Annotated in this window: 39 protein-coding genes; 33 read left to right on the forward strand and 6 right to left on the reverse strand. The window is 50.5% G+C overall.

Features of this window, described 5'->3' with window-relative positions:
• Positions 1 to 7: 7 nt before the first annotated feature.
• From rplB to ACS603_RS22195, 27 genes are all read left to right on the forward strand, one after another.
• Positions 8 to 829, forward strand: coding sequence for a 50S ribosomal protein L2 (gene rplB / locus ACS603_RS22065; protein ID WP_000301859.1), 822 nt, complete (start codon positions 8 to 10; stop codon positions 827 to 829).
• Between the two features lie 16 nt (positions 830 to 845).
• Positions 846 to 1,124 (forward strand): 30S ribosomal protein S19, encoded by a 279-nt coding sequence (gene rpsS, locus ACS603_RS22070; RefSeq protein WP_001138115.1) that lies wholly within the window; start codon positions 846 to 848, stop codon positions 1,122 to 1,124.
• Positions 1,125 to 1,138: 14 nt separating this feature from the next.
• Entirely contained in the window at positions 1,139 to 1,471 is a 333-nt protein-coding gene (gene rplV / locus ACS603_RS22075) for a 50S ribosomal protein L22 (RefSeq protein WP_002919773.1), read from the forward strand.
• A gap of 17 nt (positions 1,472 to 1,488) precedes the next feature.
• A complete protein-coding gene (gene rpsC, locus ACS603_RS22080; protein WP_000529945.1) occupies positions 1,489 to 2,190 on the forward strand; it encodes a 30S ribosomal protein S3 in 702 nt (233 codons plus the stop codon).
• Between the two features lie 12 nt (positions 2,191 to 2,202).
• A complete protein-coding gene (gene rplP / locus ACS603_RS22085; protein ID WP_002919759.1) occupies positions 2,203 to 2,613 on the forward strand; it encodes a 50S ribosomal protein L16 in 411 nt (136 codons plus the stop codon).
• The gene (gene rpmC, locus ACS603_RS22090; RefSeq protein ID WP_006817276.1) at positions 2,613 to 2,804 is read left to right on the forward strand and encodes a 50S ribosomal protein L29; all 192 of its coding nucleotides are present in this window, start codon (positions 2,613 to 2,615) and stop codon (positions 2,802 to 2,804) included. Before rplP ends, rpmC begins: the two co-directional genes overlap by 1 nt.
• On the forward strand, positions 2,804 to 3,058 hold the full coding sequence (gene rpsQ / locus ACS603_RS22095; RefSeq protein ID WP_008503489.1) for a 30S ribosomal protein S17: 255 nt from the start codon (positions 2,804 to 2,806) through the stop codon (positions 3,056 to 3,058). Before rpmC ends, rpsQ begins: the two co-directional genes overlap by 1 nt.
• Positions 3,059 to 3,224: 166 nt before the next feature.
• Complete coding sequence (gene rplN, locus ACS603_RS22100) at positions 3,225 to 3,596, forward strand: 50S ribosomal protein L14 (RefSeq protein ID WP_002919748.1); 372 nt, start codon at positions 3,225 to 3,227, stop codon at positions 3,594 to 3,596.
• 10 nt (positions 3,597 to 3,606) lie between these two features.
• Positions 3,607 to 3,921, forward strand: coding sequence for a 50S ribosomal protein L24 (gene rplX / locus ACS603_RS22105; protein WP_003863287.1), 315 nt, complete (start codon positions 3,607 to 3,609; stop codon positions 3,919 to 3,921).
• A 14-nt stretch (positions 3,922 to 3,935) separates the two neighbouring features.
• Positions 3,936 to 4,475 carry a 50S ribosomal protein L5 gene (rplE, locus tag ACS603_RS22110; protein WP_103780723.1) on the forward strand — a complete coding sequence of 180 codons (540 nt, stop codon included), beginning with the start codon at positions 3,936 to 3,938 and terminating at the stop codon, positions 4,473 to 4,475.
• A 14-nt stretch (positions 4,476 to 4,489) separates the two neighbouring features.
• Positions 4,490 to 4,795, forward strand: coding sequence for a 30S ribosomal protein S14 (rpsN, locus tag ACS603_RS22115; protein ID WP_003863291.1), 306 nt, complete (start codon positions 4,490 to 4,492; stop codon positions 4,793 to 4,795).
• A 30-nt stretch (positions 4,796 to 4,825) separates the two neighbouring features.
• Entirely contained in the window at positions 4,826 to 5,218 is a 393-nt protein-coding gene (rpsH, locus tag ACS603_RS22120) for a 30S ribosomal protein S8 (RefSeq protein ID WP_006178918.1), read from the forward strand.
• Between the two features lie 12 nt (positions 5,219 to 5,230).
• Complete coding sequence (rplF, locus tag ACS603_RS22125) at positions 5,231 to 5,764, forward strand: 50S ribosomal protein L6 (RefSeq protein WP_006178917.1); 534 nt, start codon at positions 5,231 to 5,233, stop codon at positions 5,762 to 5,764.
• Between the two features lie 9 nt (positions 5,765 to 5,773).
• Positions 5,774 to 6,127 carry a 50S ribosomal protein L18 gene (gene rplR, locus ACS603_RS22130; RefSeq protein WP_013099023.1) on the forward strand — a complete coding sequence of 118 codons (354 nt, stop codon included), beginning with the start codon at positions 5,774 to 5,776 and terminating at the stop codon, positions 6,125 to 6,127.
• A gap of 14 nt (positions 6,128 to 6,141) precedes the next feature.
• Positions 6,142 to 6,642 carry a 30S ribosomal protein S5 gene (rpsE, locus tag ACS603_RS22135; protein ID WP_002438697.1) on the forward strand — a complete coding sequence of 167 codons (501 nt, stop codon included), beginning with the start codon at positions 6,142 to 6,144 and terminating at the stop codon, positions 6,640 to 6,642.
• 6 nt (positions 6,643 to 6,648) lie between these two features.
• Positions 6,649 to 6,828, forward strand: a complete 180-nt coding sequence (gene rpmD, locus ACS603_RS22140; protein WP_003863301.1) for a 50S ribosomal protein L30 — start codon at positions 6,649 to 6,651, stop codon at positions 6,826 to 6,828.
• Between the two features lie 3 nt (positions 6,829 to 6,831).
• Positions 6,832 to 7,266, forward strand: a complete 435-nt coding sequence (gene rplO, locus ACS603_RS22145) for a 50S ribosomal protein L15 (protein WP_003863304.1) — start codon at positions 6,832 to 6,834, stop codon at positions 7,264 to 7,266.
• Positions 7,267 to 7,273: 7 nt separating this feature from the next.
• Complete coding sequence (secY, locus tag ACS603_RS22150; RefSeq protein ID WP_061706985.1) at positions 7,274 to 8,605, forward strand: preprotein translocase subunit SecY; 1,332 nt, start codon at positions 7,274 to 7,276, stop codon at positions 8,603 to 8,605.
• Positions 8,606 to 8,636: 31 nt separating this feature from the next.
• Positions 8,637 to 8,753, forward strand: a complete 117-nt coding sequence (gene rpmJ, locus ACS603_RS22155) for a 50S ribosomal protein L36 (protein ID WP_000868187.1) — start codon at positions 8,637 to 8,639, stop codon at positions 8,751 to 8,753.
• Between the two features lie 146 nt (positions 8,754 to 8,899).
• The gene (gene rpsM / locus ACS603_RS22160) at positions 8,900 to 9,256 is read left to right on the forward strand and encodes a 30S ribosomal protein S13 (RefSeq protein WP_003031135.1); all 357 of its coding nucleotides are present in this window, start codon (positions 8,900 to 8,902) and stop codon (positions 9,254 to 9,256) included.
• A 16-nt stretch (positions 9,257 to 9,272) separates the two neighbouring features.
• Positions 9,273 to 9,662, forward strand: coding sequence for a 30S ribosomal protein S11 (gene rpsK, locus ACS603_RS22165; RefSeq protein ID WP_003863312.1), 390 nt, complete (start codon positions 9,273 to 9,275; stop codon positions 9,660 to 9,662).
• 32 nt (positions 9,663 to 9,694) lie between these two features.
• A complete protein-coding gene (rpsD, locus tag ACS603_RS22170) occupies positions 9,695 to 10,315 on the forward strand; it encodes a 30S ribosomal protein S4 (protein WP_004868345.1) in 621 nt (206 codons plus the stop codon).
• Positions 10,316 to 10,340: 25 nt separating this feature from the next.
• Positions 10,341 to 11,330 carry a DNA-directed RNA polymerase subunit alpha gene (locus tag ACS603_RS22175; RefSeq protein WP_002919219.1) on the forward strand — a complete coding sequence of 330 codons (990 nt, stop codon included), beginning with the start codon at positions 10,341 to 10,343 and terminating at the stop codon, positions 11,328 to 11,330.
• Between the two features lie 40 nt (positions 11,331 to 11,370).
• Entirely contained in the window at positions 11,371 to 11,757 is a 387-nt protein-coding gene (rplQ, locus tag ACS603_RS22180; protein WP_001216372.1) for a 50S ribosomal protein L17, read from the forward strand.
• A gap of 107 nt (positions 11,758 to 11,864) precedes the next feature.
• Positions 11,865 to 12,233 (forward strand): DnaJ family domain-containing protein, encoded by a 369-nt coding sequence (locus ACS603_RS22185; protein WP_182062747.1) that lies wholly within the window; start codon positions 11,865 to 11,867, stop codon positions 12,231 to 12,233.
• A gap of 2 nt (positions 12,234 to 12,235) precedes the next feature.
• Complete coding sequence (gene zntR, locus ACS603_RS22190; protein ID WP_182062745.1) at positions 12,236 to 12,661, forward strand: Zn(2+)-responsive transcriptional regulator; 426 nt, start codon at positions 12,236 to 12,238, stop codon at positions 12,659 to 12,661.
• A gap of 57 nt (positions 12,662 to 12,718) precedes the next feature.
• The gene (locus ACS603_RS22195; RefSeq protein WP_182062744.1) at positions 12,719 to 12,934 is read left to right on the forward strand and encodes an alternative ribosome-rescue factor A; all 216 of its coding nucleotides are present in this window, start codon (positions 12,719 to 12,721) and stop codon (positions 12,932 to 12,934) included.
• On the opposite strand, the gene mscL is transcribed toward ACS603_RS22195, so the two are convergent.
• From mscL to def, 5 genes are all read right to left on the reverse strand, one after another.
• A complete protein-coding gene (gene mscL, locus ACS603_RS22200; protein WP_014072054.1) occupies positions 12,935 to 13,345 on the reverse strand; it encodes a large-conductance mechanosensitive channel protein MscL in 411 nt (136 codons plus the stop codon).
• Between the two features lie 146 nt (positions 13,346 to 13,491).
• Positions 13,492 to 14,868 (reverse strand): Trk system potassium transporter TrkA, encoded by a 1,377-nt coding sequence (gene trkA / locus ACS603_RS22205; RefSeq protein ID WP_013099016.1) that lies wholly within the window; start codon positions 14,866 to 14,868, stop codon positions 13,492 to 13,494.
• Positions 14,869 to 14,889: 21 nt separating this feature from the next.
• Positions 14,890 to 16,176 carry a 16S rRNA (cytosine(967)-C(5))-methyltransferase RsmB gene (rsmB, locus tag ACS603_RS22210; RefSeq protein ID WP_474944936.1) on the reverse strand — a complete coding sequence of 429 codons (1,287 nt, stop codon included), beginning with the start codon at positions 16,174 to 16,176 and terminating at the stop codon, positions 14,890 to 14,892.
• A gap of 52 nt (positions 16,177 to 16,228) precedes the next feature.
• Positions 16,229 to 17,176, reverse strand: coding sequence for a methionyl-tRNA formyltransferase (gene fmt / locus ACS603_RS22215; protein WP_182062741.1), 948 nt, complete (start codon positions 17,174 to 17,176; stop codon positions 16,229 to 16,231).
• A gap of 23 nt (positions 17,177 to 17,199) precedes the next feature.
• Positions 17,200 to 17,709 (reverse strand): peptide deformylase, encoded by a 510-nt coding sequence (def, locus tag ACS603_RS22220; RefSeq protein ID WP_014072050.1) that lies wholly within the window; start codon positions 17,707 to 17,709, stop codon positions 17,200 to 17,202.
• Between the two features lie 127 nt (positions 17,710 to 17,836).
• On the opposite strand from def, the gene dprA reads away from it, so the two are divergent.
• From dprA to ACS603_RS22250, 6 genes are read left to right on the forward strand one after another with little or no spacing between them, the layout of a single operon-like run.
• Positions 17,837 to 18,961, forward strand: a complete 1,125-nt coding sequence (gene dprA, locus ACS603_RS22225) for a DNA-protecting protein DprA (RefSeq protein ID WP_315687006.1) — start codon at positions 17,837 to 17,839, stop codon at positions 18,959 to 18,961.
• Positions 18,933 to 19,406: a DUF494 family protein Smg gene (gene smg / locus ACS603_RS22230; RefSeq protein WP_014072048.1), complete on the forward strand. Its 474-nt coding sequence runs from the start codon at positions 18,933 to 18,935 to the stop codon at positions 19,404 to 19,406. Before dprA ends, smg begins: the two co-directional genes overlap by 29 nt.
• A gap of 27 nt (positions 19,407 to 19,433) precedes the next feature.
• A complete protein-coding gene (locus ACS603_RS22235) occupies positions 19,434 to 19,988 on the forward strand; it encodes a DNA topoisomerase family protein (protein WP_182062738.1) in 555 nt (184 codons plus the stop codon).
• Positions 19,981 to 20,553, forward strand: coding sequence for an L-threonylcarbamoyladenylate synthase type 1 TsaC (tsaC, locus tag ACS603_RS22240; protein ID WP_315687004.1), 573 nt, complete (start codon positions 19,981 to 19,983; stop codon positions 20,551 to 20,553). Before ACS603_RS22235 ends, tsaC begins: the two co-directional genes overlap by 8 nt.
• 4 nt (positions 20,554 to 20,557) lie before the next feature.
• Complete coding sequence (gene aroE / locus ACS603_RS22245; protein ID WP_182063483.1) at positions 20,558 to 21,376, forward strand: shikimate dehydrogenase; 819 nt, start codon at positions 20,558 to 20,560, stop codon at positions 21,374 to 21,376.
• Positions 21,373 to 21,621, forward strand: a complete 249-nt coding sequence (locus ACS603_RS22250; protein WP_182062735.1) for a DUF1488 family protein — start codon at positions 21,373 to 21,375, stop codon at positions 21,619 to 21,621. Before aroE ends, ACS603_RS22250 begins: the two co-directional genes overlap by 4 nt.
• Here the strand turns inward: ACS603_RS22250 and ACS603_RS22255 are convergent.
• A complete protein-coding gene (locus ACS603_RS22255) occupies positions 21,597 to 22,151 on the reverse strand; it encodes a gamma carbonic anhydrase family protein (RefSeq protein WP_182062733.1) in 555 nt (184 codons plus the stop codon). The two genes, ACS603_RS22250 and ACS603_RS22255, sit on opposite strands and share 25 nt — an antisense overlap.
• Between the last annotated feature and the right edge of the window lie 171 nt (positions 22,152 to 22,322).

Here is a 22,322-nt window from a genome sequence, read left to right on the forward strand (position 1 = left end):
TAATACAATGGCAGTTGTTAAATGTAAACCGACATCTCCGGGTCGTCGCCACGTAGTTAAAGTGGTTAACCCTGAGCTGCACAAGGGCAAACCTTTTGCTCCGTTGCTGGAAAAAAACAGCAAATCCGGTGGTCGTAACAACAATGGCCGTATCACCACTCGTCACATCGGTGGTGGCCACAAGCAGGCTTATCGTATTGTTGACTTCAAACGCAACAAAGACGGTATCCCAGCAGTTGTTGAACGTCTTGAGTACGATCCGAACCGTTCCGCGAACATCGCGCTGGTTCTGTACAAAGACGGCGAGCGCCGTTACATCCTGGCCCCTAAAGGCCTGAAAGCTGGCGACCAGATTCAGTCTGGCGTTGATGCTGCAATCAAAGCAGGCAACACCCTGCCGATGCGCAATATCCCGGTTGGTTCTACCGTTCATAACGTAGAAATGAAACCAGGTAAAGGCGGTCAGCTGGCACGTTCCGCTGGTACTTACGTTCAGATCGTTGCTCGTGACGGTGCTTATGTCACCCTGCGTCTGCGTTCTGGTGAAATGCGTAAAGTCGAAGCAGACTGCCGCGCTACTCTGGGCGAAGTTGGCAATGCTGAGCATATGCTGCGCGTTCTGGGTAAAGCAGGTGCTGCACGCTGGCGTGGTGTTCGTCCTACCGTTCGCGGTACTGCGATGAACCCAGTAGACCACCCACATGGTGGTGGTGAAGGTCGTAACTTTGGTAAGCACCCGGTAACTCCGTGGGGCGTTCAGACCAAAGGTAAGAAGACCCGCAGCAACAAGCGTACTGATAAATTTATCGTACGTCGCCGTAGCAAATAATTTTAGAGGATAAGCCATGCCACGTTCTCTCAAGAAAGGTCCTTTTATTGACCTGCACTTGCTGAAGAAGGTAGAGAAAGCGGTGGAAAGCGGAGACAAGAAGCCCCTGCGCACTTGGTCCCGTCGTTCAACGATCTTTCCTAACATGATCGGTTTGACCATCGCTGTCCATAATGGTCGTCAGCACGTTCCAGTCTTTGTTTCCGACGAAATGGTTGGTCACAAACTGGGTGAATTCGCACCGACTCGTACTTATCGCGGCCACGCTGCTGATAAAAAAGCGAAGAAGAAATAAGGTAGGAGGAAGAGATGGAAACTTTAGCTCAACATCGCCATGCTCGTTCTTCTGCTCAGAAGGTTCGCCTTGTTGCTGACCTGATTCGCGGTAAGAAAGTGTCGCAGGCCCTGGACATCCTGACCTATACCAACAAGAAAGCTGCGGTATTGGTTAAGAAAGTACTGGAATCTGCCATTGCTAACGCTGAACACAACGATGGCGCTGACATTGACGATCTGAAAGTTGCGAAAATTTTCGTAGACGAAGGCCCAAGCATGAAGCGCATTATGCCGCGTGCGAAAGGTCGTGCAGATCGCATCCTGAAGCGCACCAGCCACATTACTGTGGTTGTGTCCGATCGCTGAGACTCTGGAGACTAGCAATGGGTCAGAAAGTACATCCTAATGGTATTCGCCTGGGTATTGTAAAACCATGGAACTCTACTTGGTTTGCGAACACCAAAGAATTCGCTGACAACCTGGACAGCGATTTTAAAGTACGTCAGTACCTGACTAAGGAACTGGCTAAAGCGTCTGTATCTCGTATCGTTATCGAGCGTCCGGCTAAGAGCATCCGTGTAACCATTCACACTGCTCGTCCTGGCATCGTTATCGGTAAGAAAGGCGAAGACGTAGAAAAACTGCGCAAGGTCGTAGCGGATATCGCTGGCGTTCCTGCACAGATCAATATCGCTGAAGTTCGTAAGCCTGAACTGGACGCTAAATTGGTTGCTGACAGCATCACTTCTCAGCTGGAACGTCGTGTTATGTTCCGTCGTGCTATGAAGCGTGCTGTACAGAACGCAATGCGTCTGGGCGCTAAAGGTATCAAAGTTGAAGTTAGCGGCCGTCTGGGCGGCGCGGAAATCGCACGTACCGAATGGTACCGTGAAGGTCGCGTACCGCTGCACACTCTGCGTGCTGACATCGACTACAACACCTCTGAAGCGCACACCACTTACGGTGTAATCGGCGTTAAGGTATGGATCTTCAAAGGTGAGATCCTGGGTGGTATGGCTGCTGTTGAACAACCGGAAAAACCGGCTGCTCAACCTAAAAAGCAGCAGCGTAAAGGCCGTAAATAAGGAGCGTCGCTGATGTTACAACCAAAGCGTACAAAATTCCGTAAAGTGCACAAAGGCCGCAACCGTGGTCTGGCGCAGGGTACGGATGTTAGCTTCGGCACTTTCGGTCTGAAAGCTGTTGGCCGTGGTCGTCTGACTGCACGTCAGATCGAAGCAGCACGTCGTGCAATGACCCGTGCAGTTAAGCGTCAAGGTAAGATTTGGATCCGTGTATTCCCGGACAAACCAATCACCGAGAAGCCGCTGGAAGTTCGTATGGGTAAAGGTAAAGGTAACGTGGAGTACTGGGTTGCCTTGATCCAACCGGGCAAAGTCCTGTATGAAATGGACGGTGTTCCGGAAGAGCTGGCCCGTGAAGCCTTCGGCCTGGCAGCAGCGAAACTGCCTATCAAAACCACCTTTGTAACTAAGACGGTGATGTAATGAAAGCAAATGAGCTGCGTGAAAAAAGCGTTGAAGAACTGAACGCCGAGCTGCTGAATCTGCTGCGTGAGCAGTTTAACCTGCGTATGCAGGCTGCAAGTGGCCAGCTGCAACAGACTCACCTGCTGAAGCAAGTGCGTCGCAATGTTGCACGCGTTAAGACTTTACTGACTCAGAAGGCGGGTGCGTAATGACCGATAAAATCCGTACTCTGCAAGGTCGTGTTGTTAGCGACAAAATGGAGAAATCCATTGTTGTTGCTATCGAACGTATTGTGAAACACCCGATCTACGGTAAATTCATCAAGCGTACGACCAAACTGCACGTACATGACGAGAACAACGAATGTGGTATCGGCGACAAGGTTGAAATCCGTGAATGCCGTCCACTGTCCAAGACTAAGTCCTGGACGCTGGTTCGCGTTGTAGAGAAAGCGGTTCTGTAATAAAGTAAGCCTTCTCGATACGAATAAACGGCTCAGCGATGAGCCGTTTATTTTTTCTACCCATATTGCAGAAGCGGTGTTATAATGCCGCGCCCTCGATATGGGGCTTTTTAACGGCTCTGATTTTAGAGTCTCAGGTAGTAGTTGACATTAGCGGAGCACTAAAATGATCCAAGAACAGACTATGCTGAACGTCGCCGACAACTCCGGTGCACGTCGCGTAATGTGTATCAAGGTTCTGGGTGGCTCGCACCGTCGCTACGCAGGCGTAGGCGACATCATCAAGATCACCATCAAGGAAGCAATTCCACGTGGTAAGGTCAAAAAAGGTGATGTGCTGAAAGCGGTAGTGGTGCGCACCAAGAAGGGTGTTCGTCGCCCTGACGGTTCTGTCATTCGCTTCGATGGTAATGCATGCGTTATTTTGAACAATAACAGCGAGCAGCCTATCGGCACGCGTATCTTTGGGCCGGTAACTCGTGAACTTCGTACTGAGAAGTTCATGAAAATTATCTCTCTGGCACCAGAAGTACTCTAAGGAGCGAATCATGGCAGCGAAAATCCGTCGTGATGACGAAGTTATCGTGTTAACCGGTAAAGATAAAGGTAAACGCGGTAAAGTAAAAAATGTTCTGTCTTCCGGCAAACTCGTCGTTGAAGGTATCAACCTGGTTAAGAAACATCAGAAGCCGGTTCCGGCCCTGAACCAACCAGGTGGCATCGTTGAAAAAGAAGCTGCTATTCAGGTTTCTAACGTTGCAATCTTCAATGCGGCTACCGGCAAGGCTGACCGTGTAGGCTTTAGATTCGAAGACGGCAAAAAAGTCCGTTTCTTCAAGTCTAACAGCGAAACTATCAAGTAATTTGGAGTAGTACGATGGCGAAACTGCATGATTACTACAAAGACGAAGTAGTTAGCAAACTCATGACTGAGTTTAACTACAATTCTGTCATGCAAGTCCCTCGGGTCGAGAAGATCACCCTGAACATGGGTGTTGGTGAAGCGATCGCTGACAAGAAACTGCTGGATAACGCAGCAGCTGATCTGACAGCAATCTCCGGTCAAAAGCCGTTGATCACCAAAGCACGCAAATCAGTTGCAGGCTTCAAAATCCGTCAGGGCTATCCGATCGGCTGTAAAGTAACTCTGCGTGGCGAACGCATGTGGGAGTTCTTTGAGCGCCTGATCACTATTGCTGTTCCACGTATCCGTGACTTCCGTGGCTTGTCCGCTAAGTCTTTCGACGGTCGTGGTAACTACAGCATGGGTGTCCGTGAGCAGATCATCTTCCCAGAAATCGACTACGATAAAGTCGACCGCGTGCGTGGTTTGGATATTACCATTACCACTACTGCGAAATCTGACGAAGAAGGCCGTGCTCTGCTGGCTGCCTTTGACTTCCCGTTCCGCAAGTAAGGTAGGGTTACTGAATGGCTAAGCAATCAATGAAAGCACGCGAAGTAAAGCGCGTAGCTTTAGCTGATAAATTCTTCGCTAAACGCGCTGAACTGAAAGCGATCATTTCTGATGTGAACGCTTCCGACGAAGATCGTTGGAATGCGGTTCTCAAGCTGCAGTCTCTGCCGCGTGATTCCAGCCCGTCTCGTCAGCGTAACCGCTGTCGTCAAACAGGTCGTCCACATGGTTATGTGGGCAAGTTTGGGTTGAGCCGTATCAAACTGCGTGAAGCCGCTATGCGCGGTGAAGTGCCAGGCTTGAAAAAGGCTAGCTGGTAATTACCAATTGAATCACGGGAGTAAAGACAGATGAGCATGCAAGATCCGATCGCGGATATGCTGACCCGTATCCGTAACGGTCAGGCCGCGAACAAAGTTGCGGTCACCATGCCTTCCGCCAAGCTGAAAGTGGCAATTGCCAACGTGCTGAAGGAAGAAGGTTTTATCGAAGATTTTAAAGTTGAAGGCGACACCAAGCCGGAACTGGAACTTACTCTCAAGTATTTCCAGGGTAAAGCTGTTGTAGAAAGCATTCAGCGTGTCAGCCGCCCAGGCCTGCGCATCTATAAGAAAAAAGATGAGCTGCCAAAAGTTATGGCTGGTCTTGGTATCGCAGTTGTTTCTACCTCTAAAGGTGTTATGACTGATCGTGCAGCGCGCCAAGCTGGTCTTGGTGGCGAAATTATCTGCTACGTAGCCTAATCGGAGGAAAGAATGTCTCGTGTTGCTAAAGCACCGGTCGTCATTCCTGCCGGCGTTGATGTAAAAATCGACGGTCAGGTTATTACGATCAAAGGTAAAAACGGCGAGCTGACTCGTACCCTCAACAATGCTGTTGAAGTTAAACATGCAGACAACGCTCTGACCTTCGGTCCACGTGATGGTTTCGTGGATGGATGGGCTCAGGCTGGTACCGCGCGTGCCCTGCTGAACTCAATGGTTGTTGGTGTTACCGAAGGCTTCACTAAAAAGCTTCAGCTGGTTGGTGTAGGTTATCGTGCAGCTATCAAAGGGAATGCAGTAGGCCTGTCTCTGGGCTTCTCACACCCTGTTGAGCATCCGCTGCCGGCCGGTATCACTGCAGAATGCCCGACTCAGACTGAAATCGTGCTGAAAGGCGCTGATAAACAGCTGATCGGTCAGGTTGCAGCAGATCTGCGCGCCTACCGTCGTCCTGAGCCTTACAAAGGCAAGGGTGTTCGTTACGCCGACGAAGTCGTGCGTACCAAAGAGGCTAAGAAGAAGTAAGGTAACACTATGGATAAGAAATCTGCTCGTATCCGTCGTGCGACCCGCGCACGCCGCAAGCTCAAAGAGCTGGGTGCAACTCGCCTGGTGGTACATCGTACCCCGCGTCATATTTACGCACAGGTAATTGCACCGAACGGTTCTGAAGTTCTGGTAGCTGCTTCTACTGTAGAAAAAGCTATTGCAGAACAATTGAAGTACACCGGTAACAAAGACGCCGCTGCAGCTGTAGGTAAAGCTGTTGCAGAACGCGCTCTGGAAAAAGGCATCAGCAATGTTTCCTTTGACCGTTCCGGGTTCCAATATCATGGTCGTGTCCAGGCACTGGCAGATGCTGCCCGTGAAGCTGGCCTTCAGTTCTAAGGTAGAGGTGTAAGATGGCTCACATCGAAAAACAGGCTGGCGAACTGCAGGAAAAGCTGATCGCGGTTAACCGCGTATCTAAAACCGTTAAAGGTGGTCGTATTTTCTCCTTCACAGCTCTGACTGTAGTTGGTGATGGTAACGGTCGCGTTGGTTTTGGTTACGGTAAAGCGCGTGAAGTTCCAGCAGCGATCCAGAAAGCGATGGAAAAAGCCCGTCGCAATATGATTAACGTCGCGCTGAACCACGGCACCCTGCAACACCCTGTTAAAGGTGTTCACACGGGTTCTCGTGTATTCATGCAGCCAGCTTCCGAAGGTACCGGTATCATCGCCGGTGGTGCAATGCGCGCCGTTCTGGAAGTTGCTGGGGTTCATAACGTTCTGGCTAAAGCATATGGTTCCACCAACCCGATTAACGTGGTTCGTGCAACTATTGATGGCCTGGAAAATATGAATTCTCCAGAAATGGTCGCTGCCAAGCGTGGTAAATCCGTTGAAGAAATTCTGGGGTAATTGACCATGGCAAAGACTATTAAAATCACTCAAACCCGCAGTGCAATCGGTCGTCTGCCGAAACATAAGGCAACGCTGCTTGGCCTGGGTCTGCGTCGTATTGGTCATACTGTTGAGCGCGAGGATACTCCTGCTGTTCGCGGTATGGTCAACGCGGTTTACTTCATGGTTAAAGTTGAGGAGTAAGAGATGCGTTTAAATACTCTGTCTCCGGCCGAAGGCTCTAAAAAGGCGGGTAAACGCCTGGGTCGTGGTATCGGTTCTGGCCTCGGTAAAACCGGTGGTCGTGGTCACAAAGGTCAGAACTCTCGTTCTGGCGGTGGCGTACGTCGCGGTTTCGAGGGTGGTCAGATGCCACTGTACCGTCGTCTGCCGAAGTTCGGCTTCACCTCTCGCAAAGCAGCGATCACAGCGGAAATCCGTCTGTCTGACCTGGCGAAAGTTGAAGGCGGCGTTGTGGACCTGAACACGCTGAAAGCAGCTAACATTATCGGTATCCAGATCGAGTTCGCGAAAGTGATCCTGGCTGGTGAAGTTTCTACTCCGGTAACTGTTCGTGGCCTGCGTGTGACTAAAGGTGCTCGTGCTGCTATCGAAGCTGCTGGCGGTAAAATTGAGGAATAAGTAGCAGATGGCTAAGCAACCGGGATTAGATTTTCAAAGTGCCAAAGGTGGTTTTGGCGAGCTGAAACGCAGACTGCTGTTTGTTATCGGCGCGCTGATTGTTTTCCGTATTGGCTCTTTTATTCCGATCCCTGGTATCGATGCCGCTGTACTTGCCAAACTGCTTGAGCAACAGCGAGGCACCATCATTGAAATGTTCAACATGTTCTCTGGTGGTGCTCTCAGCCGTGCTTCTATCTTTGCTCTGGGTATTATGCCGTACATTTCGGCATCCATTATTATCCAGCTGCTGACGGTTGTTCATCCAGCCCTGGCAGAGTTGAAGAAAGAAGGGGAGTCCGGACGTCGTAAGATCAGTCAGTACACCCGTTACGGCACTCTGGTGCTGGCTATATTCCAGTCTATCGGTATTGCTACCGGTTTGCCGAATATGCCTGGTATGCAGGGCCTGGTGATTAATCCAGGCTTTGCATTCTACTTCACCGCTGTTGTAAGTCTGGTCACAGGAACCATGTTCCTGATGTGGCTCGGCGAACAGATTACTGAACGTGGTATCGGTAACGGTATCTCAATCATTATCTTCGCCGGCATTGTTGCGGGACTCCCGCCAGCCATTGCCCACACTATCGAGCAAGCGCGTCAAGGCGACCTGCACTTCCTCCTGTTGCTGTTGGTTGCAGTATTAGTATTTGCAGTGACGTTCTTTGTTGTCTTCGTTGAACGTGGTCAACGCCGCATTGTGGTGAACTACGCTAAACGTCAACAGGGTCGTCGTGTCTATGCTGCACAGAGCACACATTTACCGCTGAAAGTGAATATGGCAGGGGTAATCCCGGCAATCTTCGCTTCCAGTATTATTCTGTTCCCGGCGACCATCGCGTCATGGTTCGGGGGCGGGACTGGTTGGAACTGGCTGACAACAATTTCGCTGTATTTGCAGCCTGGGCAACCACTTTATGTGTTACTCTATGCGTCTGCGATCATCTTCTTCTGTTTCTTCTACACGGCGTTGGTCTTCAACCCGCGTGAAACAGCAGATAACCTGAAGAAGTCCGGTGCATTTGTACCAGGAATTCGTCCGGGAGAGCAAACGGCGAAGTATATCGATAAAGTAATGACTCGCCTGACTTTGGTTGGTGCGCTTTATATTACTTTTATCTGCCTGATCCCGGAGTTCATGCGTGATGCAATGAAAGTACCGTTCTACTTCGGTGGGACTTCACTGCTTATCGTTGTTGTCGTGATTATGGACTTTATGGCTCAAGTGCAAACTCTGATGATGTCCAGTCAGTATGAGTCTGCATTGAAGAAGGCGAACCTGAAAGGCTACGGCCGCTAATTGGTCGCCTGAGAAGTTACGGAGAGTAAAAATGAAAGTTCGTGCTTCCGTCAAGAAATTATGCCGTAACTGCAAAATCGTTAAGCGTGATGGCGTCATCCGCGTGATTTGCAGTGCCGAGCCGAAGCATAAACAGCGCCAAGGCTGATTATTTCGCATATTTTTCTTGCAAAGTTGGGTTGAGCTGGCTAGATTAGCCAGCCAATCTTTTGTATGTCTGTACGTATCCATTTGAGTATCCTGAAAACGGGCTTTTCAGCATGGTGCGTACATATTAAATAGTAGGAGTGCATAGTGGCCCGTATAGCAGGCATTAACATTCCTGATCAGAAACATGCTGTGATCGCATTAACTTCGATCTACGGCGTCGGCAAGACCCGTTCTAAAGCCATTCTGGCTGCAGCGGGTATCGCTGAAGATGTTAAGATCAGTGAGCTGTCTGAAGAACAAATCGACACGCTGCGTGACGAAGTTGCCAAATTTGTCGTTGAAGGTGATCTGCGCCGTGAAGTTAGCATGAGCATCAAGCGCCTTATGGATCTTGGTTGCTATCGCGGTTTGCGTCATCGTCGTGGTCTGCCAGTGCGCGGTCAGCGTACTAAGACCAACGCACGTACCCGTAAGGGTCCGCGCAAACCGATCAAGAAATAATCGGGGTGATTGAATAATGGCAAAGGCACCAGTTCGTGCACGTAAGCGTGTAAGAAAACAAGTCTCTGACGGCGTGGCTCATATCCATGCTTCTTTCAACAACACCATCGTTACTATTACTGATCGTCAGGGTAACGCATTGGGTTGGGCAACAGCCGGTGGTTCCGGTTTCCGTGGTTCACGCAAATCCACTCCGTTCGCAGCTCAGGTTGCAGCAGAGCGTTGCGCTGAAGCCGTAAAAGAATACGGCATCAAGAATCTGGAAGTTATGGTTAAAGGTCCGGGTCCGGGTCGTGAATCTACCGTTCGCGCTCTGAACGCCGCTGGTTTCCGCATCACTAATATTACTGATGTGACTCCGATCCCTCATAACGGTTGTCGTCCGCCGAAAAAACGTCGCGTATAACGCTCGTTTTTTAGGTTAGTTGGAGATAGAAAATGGCAAGATATTTGGGTCCTAAGCTCAAGCTGAGCCGTCGTGAGGGCACCGACTTATTCCTTAAGTCTGGCGTTCGCGCGATCGATACCAAGTGTAAAATTGAACAAGCTCCTGGCCAGCACGGTGCGCGTAAACCGCGTCTGTCTGACTATGGTGTGCAGTTGCGTGAAAAGCAAAAAGTTCGCCGTATGTACGGTGTGCTGGAGCGTCAGTTCCGTAACTATTATAAAGAAGCAGCACGTCTGAAAGGCAACACAGGTGAAAACCTGCTGGCTCTGCTGGAAGGTCGTCTGGACAACGTTGTATACCGTATGGGCTTCGGCGCTACTCGTGCTGAATCACGTCAGCTGGTTAGCCACAAAGCAATCATGGTAAACGGTCGTGTTGTTAACATCGCTTCTTATCAGGTTAAAGCGAATGACGTTGTTAGCATTCGTGAGAAAGCGAAAAAGCAATCTCGCGTGAAGGCCGCTCTGGAGCTGGCTGAGCAGCGTGAAAAGCCAACCTGGCTGGAAGTTGATGCTGGCAAGATGGAAGGTACGTTCAAGCGTCAGCCAGAACGTTCTGATCTGTCTGCGGACATTAACGAACACCTGATCGTCGAGCTTTACTCCAAGTAAAGCTTAGTACCAAAGAGAGGACACAATGCAGGGTTCTGTGACAGAGTTTCTAAAACCGCGCCTGGTAGATATCGAGCAAGTGAGTTCGACGCACGCCAAGGTGACCCTTGAGCCTTTAGAGCGTGGCTTTGGCCATACTCTGGGTAACGCACTGCGCCGTATTCTGCTCTCATCGATGCCGGGTTGCGCGGTGACCGAGGTTGAGATTGATGGTGTACTTCATGAGTACAGCACCAAAGAAGGCGTTCAGGAAGATATCCTTGAAATCCTGCTCAACCTGAAAGGGCTGGCGGTGAGAGTTCAGGGTAAAGATGAAGTTATTCTTACTCTGAATAAATCTGGCATTGGCCCTGTGACTGCAGCCGACATCACCCACGACGGTGATGTTGAAATCGTCAAGCCGCAGCACGTGATCTGCCACCTGACCGATGAGAACGCAGCTATTAGCATGCGTATCAAAGTTCAGCGCGGTCGTGGTTATGTGCCGGCTTCTGCCCGAATTCATTCGGAAGAAGATGAGCGCCCAATCGGCCGTCTGCTGGTCGACGCATGTTACAGCCCTGTAGAGCGTATTGCCTACAATGTTGAAGCAGCGCGTGTAGAACAGCGTACCGACCTGGACAAGCTGGTCATCGAAATGGAAACCAACGGCACAATCGATCCTGAAGAGGCGATTCGTCGTGCGGCAACCATCCTGGCAGAACAACTTGAAGCTTTCGTTGACTTACGTGATGTTCGTCAGCCGGAAGTTAAAGAAGAGAAACCAGAATTCGATCCGATCCTGCTGCGCCCTGTTGACGATCTCGAATTGACTGTCCGCTCTGCTAACTGCCTTAAGGCAGAAGCTATCCACTATATCGGTGATCTGGTACAGCGTACCGAGGTTGAGTTGCTGAAAACGCCGAACCTGGGTAAAAAATCTCTTACTGAGATTAAAGACGTGCTGGCTTCACGTGGTCTGTCTCTGGGCATGCGCCTGGAAAACTGGCCACCGGCAAGCATTGCTGACGAGTAACCGGATCACAGGTTAAGGTTTTACTGAGAAGGATAAGGTCATGCGCCATCGTAAGAGTGGTCGTCAACTGAACCGCAACAGCAGCCATCGCCAGGCTATGTTCCGCAACATGGCAGGTTCACTGGTTCGTCATGAGATCATCAAGACGACCCTGCCTAAAGCGAAAGAGCTGCGTCGCGTAGTTGAGCCGCTGATTACTCTTGCCAAGACTGACAGCGTTGCTAATCGTCGTCTGGCATTCGCCCGTACTCGTGATAACGAGATCGTGGCAAAACTGTTTAACGAACTGGGCCCGCGTTTCGCGAGCCGTGCAGGTGGTTACACTCGTATTCTGAAGTGTGGCTTCCGTGCAGGCGACAACGCTCCGATGGCTTACATCGAGCTGGTTGATCGTTCTGAATCGAAAGCAGAAGCTGCTGCAGAGTAATCTGTAGTAACGTAAAAAGACCCGCTTCGGCGGGTTTTTTTATATCCGCAGAATCCCCACTTCTCTACAATAACTGTATCTTTTCTGTTCATCCCCTGGAGTCCGTTATGTGGTTGCTCGACCAGTGGGCAGAACGCCATATTTGCGATGCCCTAAGAAAAGGTGAGTTCGACAATCTCCCCGGTGCCGGTGCTCCGATAGCGCTGGATGACGATTCTCATGTCGCGCCTGAGTTACGTTCTGGCTATCGCTTACTGAAAAATGCCGGTTGCTTACCCCCGGAGCTTGAGCAGCGTAAAGAGGCTGTAGAACTTGTTGATCTGTTGAAAGGCATTCGCAAGGACGATCCCCGGCATCCAGAAATTAGCCGTCGTCTGGCATTGATCGAATTGAAACTGCGCCAGGCTGGAATGAATACAGATTTTCTGCATGGCGAGTATTGTGAACGGCTGATGCACAAAATGAAGGAGGAGTAGTTATGTATCGTATTGGTGAACTCGCAAAGCTTGCAAACGTAACACCCGACACCATTCGTTATTACGAAAAGCAGCAGATGATTGACCATGAGGTGCGCACGGAAGGTGGGTTTCGTCTTTATACCGATAATGATCTACAGCGCCTCCGGTTTATACGTTACGCACGCCAGCTTGGCTTTACCCTTGACTCCATCCGTGAGCTTTTATCGATCCGCATAGATCCGGCACATCATACTTGCCAGGAGTCGAAGAGCATTGTTCAGGCCAGACTGGATGAAGTAGAAGCGCGGATCCAGGAGCTTCAGACGATGCAGCGGTCACTACAGCGCCTGAATGATGCCTGCTGTGGTACAGCCCATAGCAGCGTCTATTGCTCGATCCTTGAAGCACTCGAGCAGGGAGCAAGTGGAGAAACACAGGGGTGTTGATTTTTAGTACGTCCAGGTCTAGACTCCGGTCGACTTAAACCATACTCAGGAGAAATTATGAGTCGCTATCAGCATACGAAGGGGCAAATTAAAGACAATGCCATCGAAGCCCTGCTCCATGATCCACTTTTCCGGCAGCGGGTAGAGAAGAATAAAAAGGGGAAAGGAAGTTATCTGCGTAAGGGCAAACATGGCAATCGGGGTAACTGGGAGGCCAGTGGCAAGAGAGCAAATTGCTTTTTTACCACTGGCCTTCCTGTTTTTTGCTTCTGATTAAGAACGGTTATTTTGTTCTTTTAACAGGTCGCGGATTTCGGTCAACAGTACTTCTTCTTTGGTTGGTGCAGGTGCTGCTGCCGGCTCTTCTTTTTTGCGGTTAAGCTTGTTGATAAGCTTGATCGCCATAAAAATAGCAAACGCGACAATCACAAAATCGAAGATGTTCTGGATGAACACACCGTAGTGCATCACAACCGCAGGGACATCACCTTGTGCATCCCGCAGCGTAACCGCGAACTGTTTAAAATCAATGCCCCCGATTAACAACCCTAAAGGTGGCATAATAATGTCGGCTACCAGTGATGAAACGATCTTACCGAACGCCGCACCAATAATGACACCCACAGCCAAATCCACCACATTCCCGCGCATCGCAAATTCGCGAAACTCTTTAATAAAACTCATTATGTTCTCCTTGAGCCAGCTGACGATTATAAGTTTAACAAATGATTAGCTAATTTCCATTGGTGATAAATAATCGTTATGAAAAATTAATGGCATATTAATGAGAGGGTTAATTTTGGGGTGCCCTTTTAAGAGCACCCCAATCATTACAGGAAGAATGGACTTGGCTGGAATAAACGTTCGACGTCGGTAATAAATTTTTTATCGGTAAGGAACATAATGACATGGTCACCTTGCTCGATACGCAAATTATCATTGGCGATCATGACATCATTACCACGCACCACCGCCCCAATTATGGTGCCTGGCGGTAGTTTAATTTCATCAATCGCCCTGCCTACCACGCGGGAGGTTGTTTCATCACCGTGTGCAACGGCTTCGATAGCCTCAGCGACACCGCGACGAAGAGACGAAACACCAACGATGTCGGCCTTACGAACGTGGCTTAGCAGTGCAGAAATAGTGGCCTGTTGCGGCGAAATCGCAATATCAATGACACTACCCTGGACCAGGTCTACGTAGGCGCGGCGCTGAATAAGCACCATCACCTTTTTGGCTCCCATCCGTTTTGCGAGCATCGCCGACATGATATTCGCTTCATCATCGTTGGTGACGGCAATAAACAGATCGACTTGATCAATATGTTCTTCGGCCAGCAACTCTTGATCCGACGCATCACCATAAAACACGATCGTGTTCTGTAATTTTTCAGCGAGCTCAGACGCACGTTGTTGATCGCGCTCGATCAACTTCACGCTATAGTCTTTTTCCAGCCGACGCGCCAGGCCCGCGCCGATATTACCACCGCCGACCAGCATAATGCGTTTGTACGGCTTTTCGAGACGCTGAAGCTCACTCATTACCGCACGGATATGCTGAGAAGCGGCAATAAAGAAGACCTCGTCACCGGCTTCGACAATAGTCGAGCCTTGCGGACGAATAGGCCTGTCGTGACGGAAAATGGCTGCGACACGGGTATCGATATGCGGCATATGTTCGCGCATGGTCGACAGGGCGTTACCAATCAGTGGACCACCGTAATAAGCTTTAACTACGGCCAGGCTCACTTTTCCTTCGGCGAAGTTCACGACCTGGAGTGCGCCCGGGTATTCGATCAGACGGTAAATGTTGTCGATAACCAATTGTTCTGGCGCAATAAGATGGTCAATCGGAACCGCTTCAGAATTAAACAGCTTTTCAGCGTCACGGACATAATCCGGGGAACGGATGCGAGCAATCCTGTTTGGCGTGTTGAAAAGTGAGTAAGCAACCTGGCACGCAACCATATTGGTTTCGTCAGAACTGGTCACCGCGACCAGCATATCGGCATCGTCTGCACCGGCTTCGCGAAGTACTCGTGGGTGTGAACCGTGGCCTTGTACAACCCGAAGGTCAAACTTATCCTGCAAAACGCGCAGTCGATCGCCATTGGTATCGACAATAGTGATATCGTTGTTCTCACCAACAAGGTTTTCGGCCAGTGTTCCACCGACCTGTCCTGCACCCAGAATGATTATCTTCATATCTTGCGGCCTGTTCTCACATCACTCTTTGATTAGCTTAGCGTAAAAGAAACCATCGCCTTCTTCAGCACCTGGCAGGTTTTGCAAACCAGGGCGCTCTGGTGTACCTGTTCCATGCAGTGAAGCAGTTGGGGTACGTTTCAGGAATGCCGCGATCTGCTGACAGTTTTCTTCTGGAAGAACTGAACAGGTTGCATACACCAGTGTCCCCCCAGATTTAAGATGTGGCCAAACTGCATCGAGAATTTCGGCTTGCAGTTGAGCAAGTTCGTTGATATCACGATCGCGACGCAGCCACTTGATGTCCGGGTGGCGGCGGATCACGCCGGTAGCTGAACAAGGTGCATCCAGCAAGATACGGTCGAATTGTGTATCACCACACCATTCAGCAGGCTTACGTCCGTCACCCTGTTTGACCTGCGCCTTTAACCCTAAACGTTTCAGGTTGTCATAGACGCGAGAAAGACGCTGCTCGTCGACATCAACAGCCATTACGCTGGCTTGCGGGGCAACTTCGAGAATATGTGTCGTTTTACCCCCGGGGGCCGCACAAAGATCGAGGATCTGCTCGCCATTTTTGGGTTCAAGCCATGTCATGCAGCCCTGAGCTGAGGCATCCTGAACTGTCACCCATCCCTCTTCAAAACCCGGTAATGCATGTACTGGTGCCGGGGTTGCTAAACGTACAGCATCAGGATAGGCATCATGCGTAAATCCGTTCATACCAGATTCTTCCAGCAGGGCAAGCCACGCGTCGCGGGTATGATGAATACGGTTGACGCGTAACCACATCGGAGGACGTTGGTTATTGGCGCCGGCGATGTCCTGCCACTGCTGCGGATACGCTTTTTTAAGACGATTAAGCAGCCATGATGGGTGAAGGAACTGATTCTCGGTCTTGGCAAATTCAGCCAGCAACGCTTCTTGCTGGCGCTGGAACTGGCGTAGCACCCCGTTGATCAATCCTTTCAGCTGCGGGCGTTTAATGGCAACGGCGCCTTCTACCGTTTCTGCCAGCGCAGCATGAGGGGGAATTCGGGTATGAAGCAGCTGGTAGAATCCAACCATAATCAGGTAATGCACGGTGCGCTGCTTTCCTGTCATCGGGCGTGACATCAGCTTGTTAATCAGCCACTCGAGCTGGGAAAGGGTGCGCAGGACACCAAAGCACAGCTCCTGAAGTAGCGCTTTGTCTTTATCCGATACCTTTTGTTGAAGCGGTGGCAGTACATTGCTCAGCGACTGCCCTTGCTCAACCACTTGTTCGACGGCCTGCGCCGCCATACTGCGTAGATTTTGTTTTTTCATAGCCGTAAAAATAAAAATGCCCGGAAACACCGGGCCTTAAGGATAAATTTTCTCAGGCAAGACGTTTGCCGGGGATAAACCATTCGCGACGGGAATTTAACAGATCCTGGGCACTCATCGCTTTCTTACCCGCAGGCTGGAGCGACTCAAGGTTCAAAATACCTTCTGCCGTTGCAACCTGGATCCCCTGTTTGTTCGCATCGAGGATCGTACCGGGCTCTGCGGTTGAGTGCCCCTCAATGACGGAAGCTTTCCAGACTTTTACTGGCTGATCATCGATCATTACCCAACTCATCGGCCAAGGGTTAAATGCACGAATGCAGCGTTCAAGCTGAGCTGCCGACAATGACCAGTCGATCTGAGCTTCTTCTTTGCTCAACTTTTCGGCATAGGTAACCAGCGCTTCATCCTGAACTTCAGGCTGCGCCGTATTATCCGCAAGCTGTTGCAGGGTCTCGATGAGACCCTGAGGGCCAAGATCCGCCAGCTTGTCGTAAAGTGTTGCGCTGGTGTCTTCTGCGGTAATCGGGCAGGCGAGTTTATACAACATGTCGCCGGTGTCTAAACCCACGTCCATCTTCATGATAGTGACGCCAGTTTCTGCATCTCCTGCCCACAAAGAACGTTGGATAGGTGCAGCGCCGCGCCAGCGAGGCAGCAGAGAGCCGTGCACATTGACACAGCCCAGGCGAGGCATTTCAAGAACAGCTTTTGGCAGAATTAAACCGTAAGCCACCACCACCATGACGTCAGCATTCAGCTCGGCAACAAGTTGCTGATTTTCCTGAGGACGTAAGGATACGGGCTGGAATACAGGTAGTCCGTGTTCTTCTGCCAGTACTTTTACCGGGCTCGGCATCAGCTTTTTGCCGCGGCCAGCCGGACGATCCGGTTGAGTAAATACACCCACAACCTGGTGGCCAGAAGATAACAGCGCGTCGAGATGGCGCGCTGCAAAATCAGGAGTTCCTGCGAAGATAATACGTAGCGATTTAGACACGTTATTCCTTGTATCCCGGGATGTTATGCACGAGAGCGCATACGATCCAGTTTCTCTACTTTCTGGCGAATACGCTGTTGTTTCAGTGGCGAGAGATAATCGATAAACAGTTTACCGACCAGATGATCCATCTCATGTTGAATACAAATCGCCAGCAGTTCGTCAGCTTCCAGCTCGAACGGATTACCGTCACGATCCAAAGCGCGAATTTTCACTTTTTCGGCACGTGGTACTAAAGCACGCTGTTCTGGAATGGACAGACAGCCTTCCTCGATACCTGTTTCTCCGCTCTTTTCGAGCAGCTCAGGGTTGATCAGCACCAGACGGCCATCGCGATTTTCAGAGACGTCAATCACGATGATACGCTTGTGAATGTCAACCTGCGTAGCCGCCAGGCCAATGCCTTCTTCGGCGTACATGGTATCGAACATATCATCGACGATACGCTGAATTTCTGCATTCACTTCTTTTACCGGTTCAGCGACGATGCGAAGGCGCTCGTCCGGTATATGTAACACTTGCAAAACTGCCATAAATTTCCAGAGTCGTATTCAGGAGTTGATAAGAATATTACCTCTATTCTAGACAAATCCCCCATCGATTGACAGCATCAGTGACCAATCGCAATGATTGCGGAGGCTGCTTATGGCAGGGAAAAGGATGACGTCCACAGAGATATGGTTACGACTGATAAACACGGCAACACTGTGCGGTGATACGATGCTGGAAGCAGCCGTATACCTGTTGCGCCAGACGAATATTGATAATGTTTCTATCAAAGATGCAGGGCTGTCGGTTAAGCAAGCTGAACGCTTTTTTGCACTCGGTGAGGCTGAGCTTGAGCGGAGCCTGATTTGGCTCGAACAGCCAGGTCATTTTCTGCTGTCCGCGAATGACCCACGATATCCACCATTACTTCGAATGATACCGGATTACCCTGGCGCCATATTCGTTAAAGGGCATGTTGAAGTACTCAATAGTATTCAACTGGGGGTTGTGGGGAGCCGTTCGCCGTCCTGGTATGGTCAGCGCTGGGGAAAGCTCCTGTGCGAGCAGCTGGCGCAATGTGGATTCACGATAACCAGCGGGCTGGCCTGTGGGATTGATGGTGTTGCTCATCGAGCGGCACTGGCGGCTAAAGGAAGCAGCGTTGCGGTGTTAGGCAATGGCCTTTTCAGTATTTATCCGCGCAGGCATCTTTCCCTTTCCGATCAACTGATTGAGGGCGGTGGGGCCGTTATTTCTGAGTTCTCCTTATCAACATCTGCCTGGCCCGGTAATTTTCCTCGTCGTAATCGCATCATAAGCGGGTTGAGCCTGGGGGTGTTTGTAGTTGAGGCGGCCTTACGTAGCGGTTCGCTTGTTACCGCCAGATGTGCGCTGGAGCAAGGTCGTGAGGTTTTTGCGTTGCCGGGGCCAGTTGGGAATCCTGGATGCGAAGGACCGCACTGGCTGATAAAGCAGGGCGCAACGCCTGTCACAAGTACAGAAGACATTCTGGAAAATTTGCGATACGGGCTGCACTGGCTTCAGGGGGAAGCCGAAAAGCGACAATATTCATCAGATCAGGAGGAGGTGGCATTGCCATTTCCCAAGCTCCTGGCTAACGTAGGAGATGAGGTAACACCTGTTGACGTTGTCGCTGAACGTGCCGGCCAACCTGTGCCAGTAACGGTAGCACAGCTACTCGAACTGGAGTTAGCAGGGTGGATCGCAGCTGTACCCGGCGGCTATGTCCGATTAAGGAGGGCAAGCCATGTTCGACGTACTGATGTATTTGTTTGAGACTTACATCCATAACGAAGCAGAAATGCGAGTGGATCAGGACAAATTGACACGGGATCTTACCGATGCGGGATTCGAGCGGGAAGATATTTATAATGCGTTGATGTGGTTAGAGAAACTGGCTGATTATCAGGAAGGCCTTGCCGAACCGATGCAGCTTGCTTCCGATCCGCTGTCTGTTCGCATCTATACAGCTGAAGAGTGTGAAAGGCTGGATGCCAGCTGCCGGGGATTCATTTTATTCCTTGAGCAGATTCAGGTGCTAAACCTCGAAACGCGAGAAATGGTGATAGAGCGCGTTATGGCGCTGGATACAGCAGAATTCGAACTGGAAGACCTCAAGTGGGTGATTCTGATGGTTCTGTTTAATATCCCGGGCTGTGAAAATGCCTATCAACAAATGGAAGAATTACTCTTTGAAGTGAATGAAGGTATGCTGCACTGATTCAAATGTGCAGCACCAAGAGTTGTTATGGCCAAATCAGCACTATTCACGGTGCATAAAAATGAGCCCTGCCCGCAGTGCGGGGCTGAACTTGTCATTCGGTCCGGGAAACACGGTCCGTTTCTCGGTTGTTCACACTATCCGGAATGTGATTATGTCCGTCCCCTGAAAAGCCAGGCGGATGGTCATATCGTTAAGATTCTGGAGGGGCAGTTATGCCCTGTCTGTGGTGGTGAGTTAGCTTTGCGACAAGGCCGCTTCGGCATGTTTATCGGATGCAGTCACTATCCCGAATGTGGACATACAGAACAAATTGATAAACCAGATGAAACGGCAATCGCGTGCCCACAATGCCAGCATGGGCAGTTGGTTCAGCGTCGTTCTCGTTTTGGTAAGACCTTCCATTCTTGCGATCGCTATCCTGAATGCCAGTTCGTTATCAATTTCAAACCGGTAGCGGGAGTCTGCCCTCATTGCGACTACCCGTTACTAATAGAGAAGAAAACTGCGCAAGGCATAAAACGTTTCTGCGCCAGTAAACAATGTGGAAAGCCGGTTGCGGCGGATCAAACCAGTGAATAATAACCTGCCATCAGGCTCCATTGCGTATGCGGTGGACGTACTGAAAAAAGAAGAAGTCATCGCTTATCCAACAGAGGCTGTATTTGGGGTCGGTTGCGATCCTGACAGCGAAATGGCTGTGGGCCGTCTGCTTGAGCTGAAACAACGGCCTGTCGAGAAAGGGCTGATACTGATTGCAGCAAATTACGAGCAACTCAAACCTTACATTGATGACTCCATGCTGACGTCGGCGCAGCGGGAAACAATCTTCTCCGCCTGGCCTGGCCCTGTGACCTTTGTTTTCCCGGCGCAGCCGACAACGCCGCGCTGGCTAACCGGGCGCTTTGATTCCCTCGCCGTTCGCGTAACAGATCATCCGCTGGTGGTTGAGCTATGTCTGGCGTTCGGTAAACCTTTGGTGTCGACCAGCGCTAACCTGACCGGGTTGCCACCTTGCCGGACTTCTGAAGAAGTGCTGGCGCAATTCGGGGATGATTTCCCGGTGGCTGTTGGTGAAACGGGCGGGCGCCTGAATCCCTCTGAAATCCGCGATGCTTTAACCGGCGAACGTTTTCGCCAGGGGTAATATGATGGAAACTTATGCCGTTTTTGGAAATCCGATTGCGCACAGTAAATCACCGCTGATTCATCAGCAGTTTGCTGAACAATTGCAGATAGACCATCCCTATGGCCGGGTGCTGGCCCCAGTTGATGCGTTTGTTGCGACCCTGAATGCCTTTTTTGATGCGGGTGGTAAAGGGGCGAATGTCACCGTCCCTTTTAAAGAAGAGGCTTTCGAGCGAGCGGATGAACTTACTGAGCGAGCTTCTCTTGCTGGCGCAGTGAATACGCTTAAACGGCTTGAGGATGGACGCCTGCTGGGTGATAACACCGACGGGATTGGGCTGTTGAGCGATCTGGAAAGGTTGTCATTTATAAAGCCAGGCTTCCGGATATTGCTGATTGGTGCAGGCGGCGCATCACGTGGCGTGTTGCTGCCTCTGCTATCACTGGACTGTTCCGTTACCATTACTAACCGTACTTTTTCCCGGGCAGAAGAGTTAGCCGCATTGTTTGCACATACAGGCAGCGTGAGTGCTGTCGCGCTGGATGATTTGGCGGGGCATGAGTTCGATCTGGTGATTAACGCAACATCGAGCGGTATTGGCGGAGAAGTCCCGGCTATCCCTGCTTCGCTGGTGAATGCGCATCTCTTTTTCTATGACATGTTCTACCAGAATGGGAAAACACCTTTCCTTAACTGGTGCGAACAGCATGGAGCGAAACATCTGGCTGACGGTCTGGGAATGCTGGTGGGGCAAGCTGCACATGCCGTGTTGCTTTGGCATGGTGTGTTACCTGCGGTCGAGCCTGTGATTGAGAAGCTGAAACAGGAACTGTCCGCGTGAATCAGGCCATTCACTTTCCCGACCGAGAAATCTGGGACGAAGAAAAACAAGCCGTTTGTTTCCCGGTGCTGGTACATGGGATGCAGTTAACCTGCGCAATCAGTAAGGATGTGTTGCTAGAACGCTTTGGCGGCACTCAGGCAATCGACGTATTTTGCGAAAATCGCTGGGACCTTGAAGAGGAAGCCAGCGATTTAATCCGCGATCAGCAGGAAGATGATCAAGGCTGGGTCTGGATATCCTGATCTAAATAGTCATTCTTCCATTTTACGTAGTTGTTCGCAGAGTATTTTAATCCTTCAATTTCCGCCTCTGTTAAGGGGCGGATCTGTTTTACCGGGCTGCCTAAATAGAGATAACCGCTTTCGAGCCGTTTATTTTGCGGGACCAGGCTGCCAGCGCCAATCATCACATCATCTTCTACAACAACACCATCCAGCAGAATTGAACCCATACCGACCAGAACCCGGTTGCCTATCGTGCAGCCGTGGAGCATCACCTTATGGCCAACGGTAACCTCTTCTCCGACGATAAGAGGATTGCCTTGCGGGTTATACGAAGATTTGTGGGTTACATGCAGAACGCTGCCGTCCTGAATATTGGTGCGAGCACCAATCGCAACATAGTTGACGTCTCCCCTGATCGCAACGAGCGGCCAGATACTGACATCATCCGCCATTCGCACATCGCCGATGACAACACTGCTGGCATCGATCATCACGCGATCGCCTTTCTGGGGGAACAGATCTTTATAAGGACGCAGTACAGCTGACATATCTACCTCTGTTAATAAACGCTACACAGAAGACTTTGATCGCATTTATGGATCGAGGCAAGGCCAAAATGCGTCAATATTTAAGCAAATCGGGTGGGATTTCAGCGAAAAGAGTGGAAAAGCAGCAGTCAGAAAAAAAGATCTAAAAAACGCTTGTGCTAAAAACTGGGA

The organism is Enterobacter sp. Li2LvB3 (assembly GCF_056156645.1).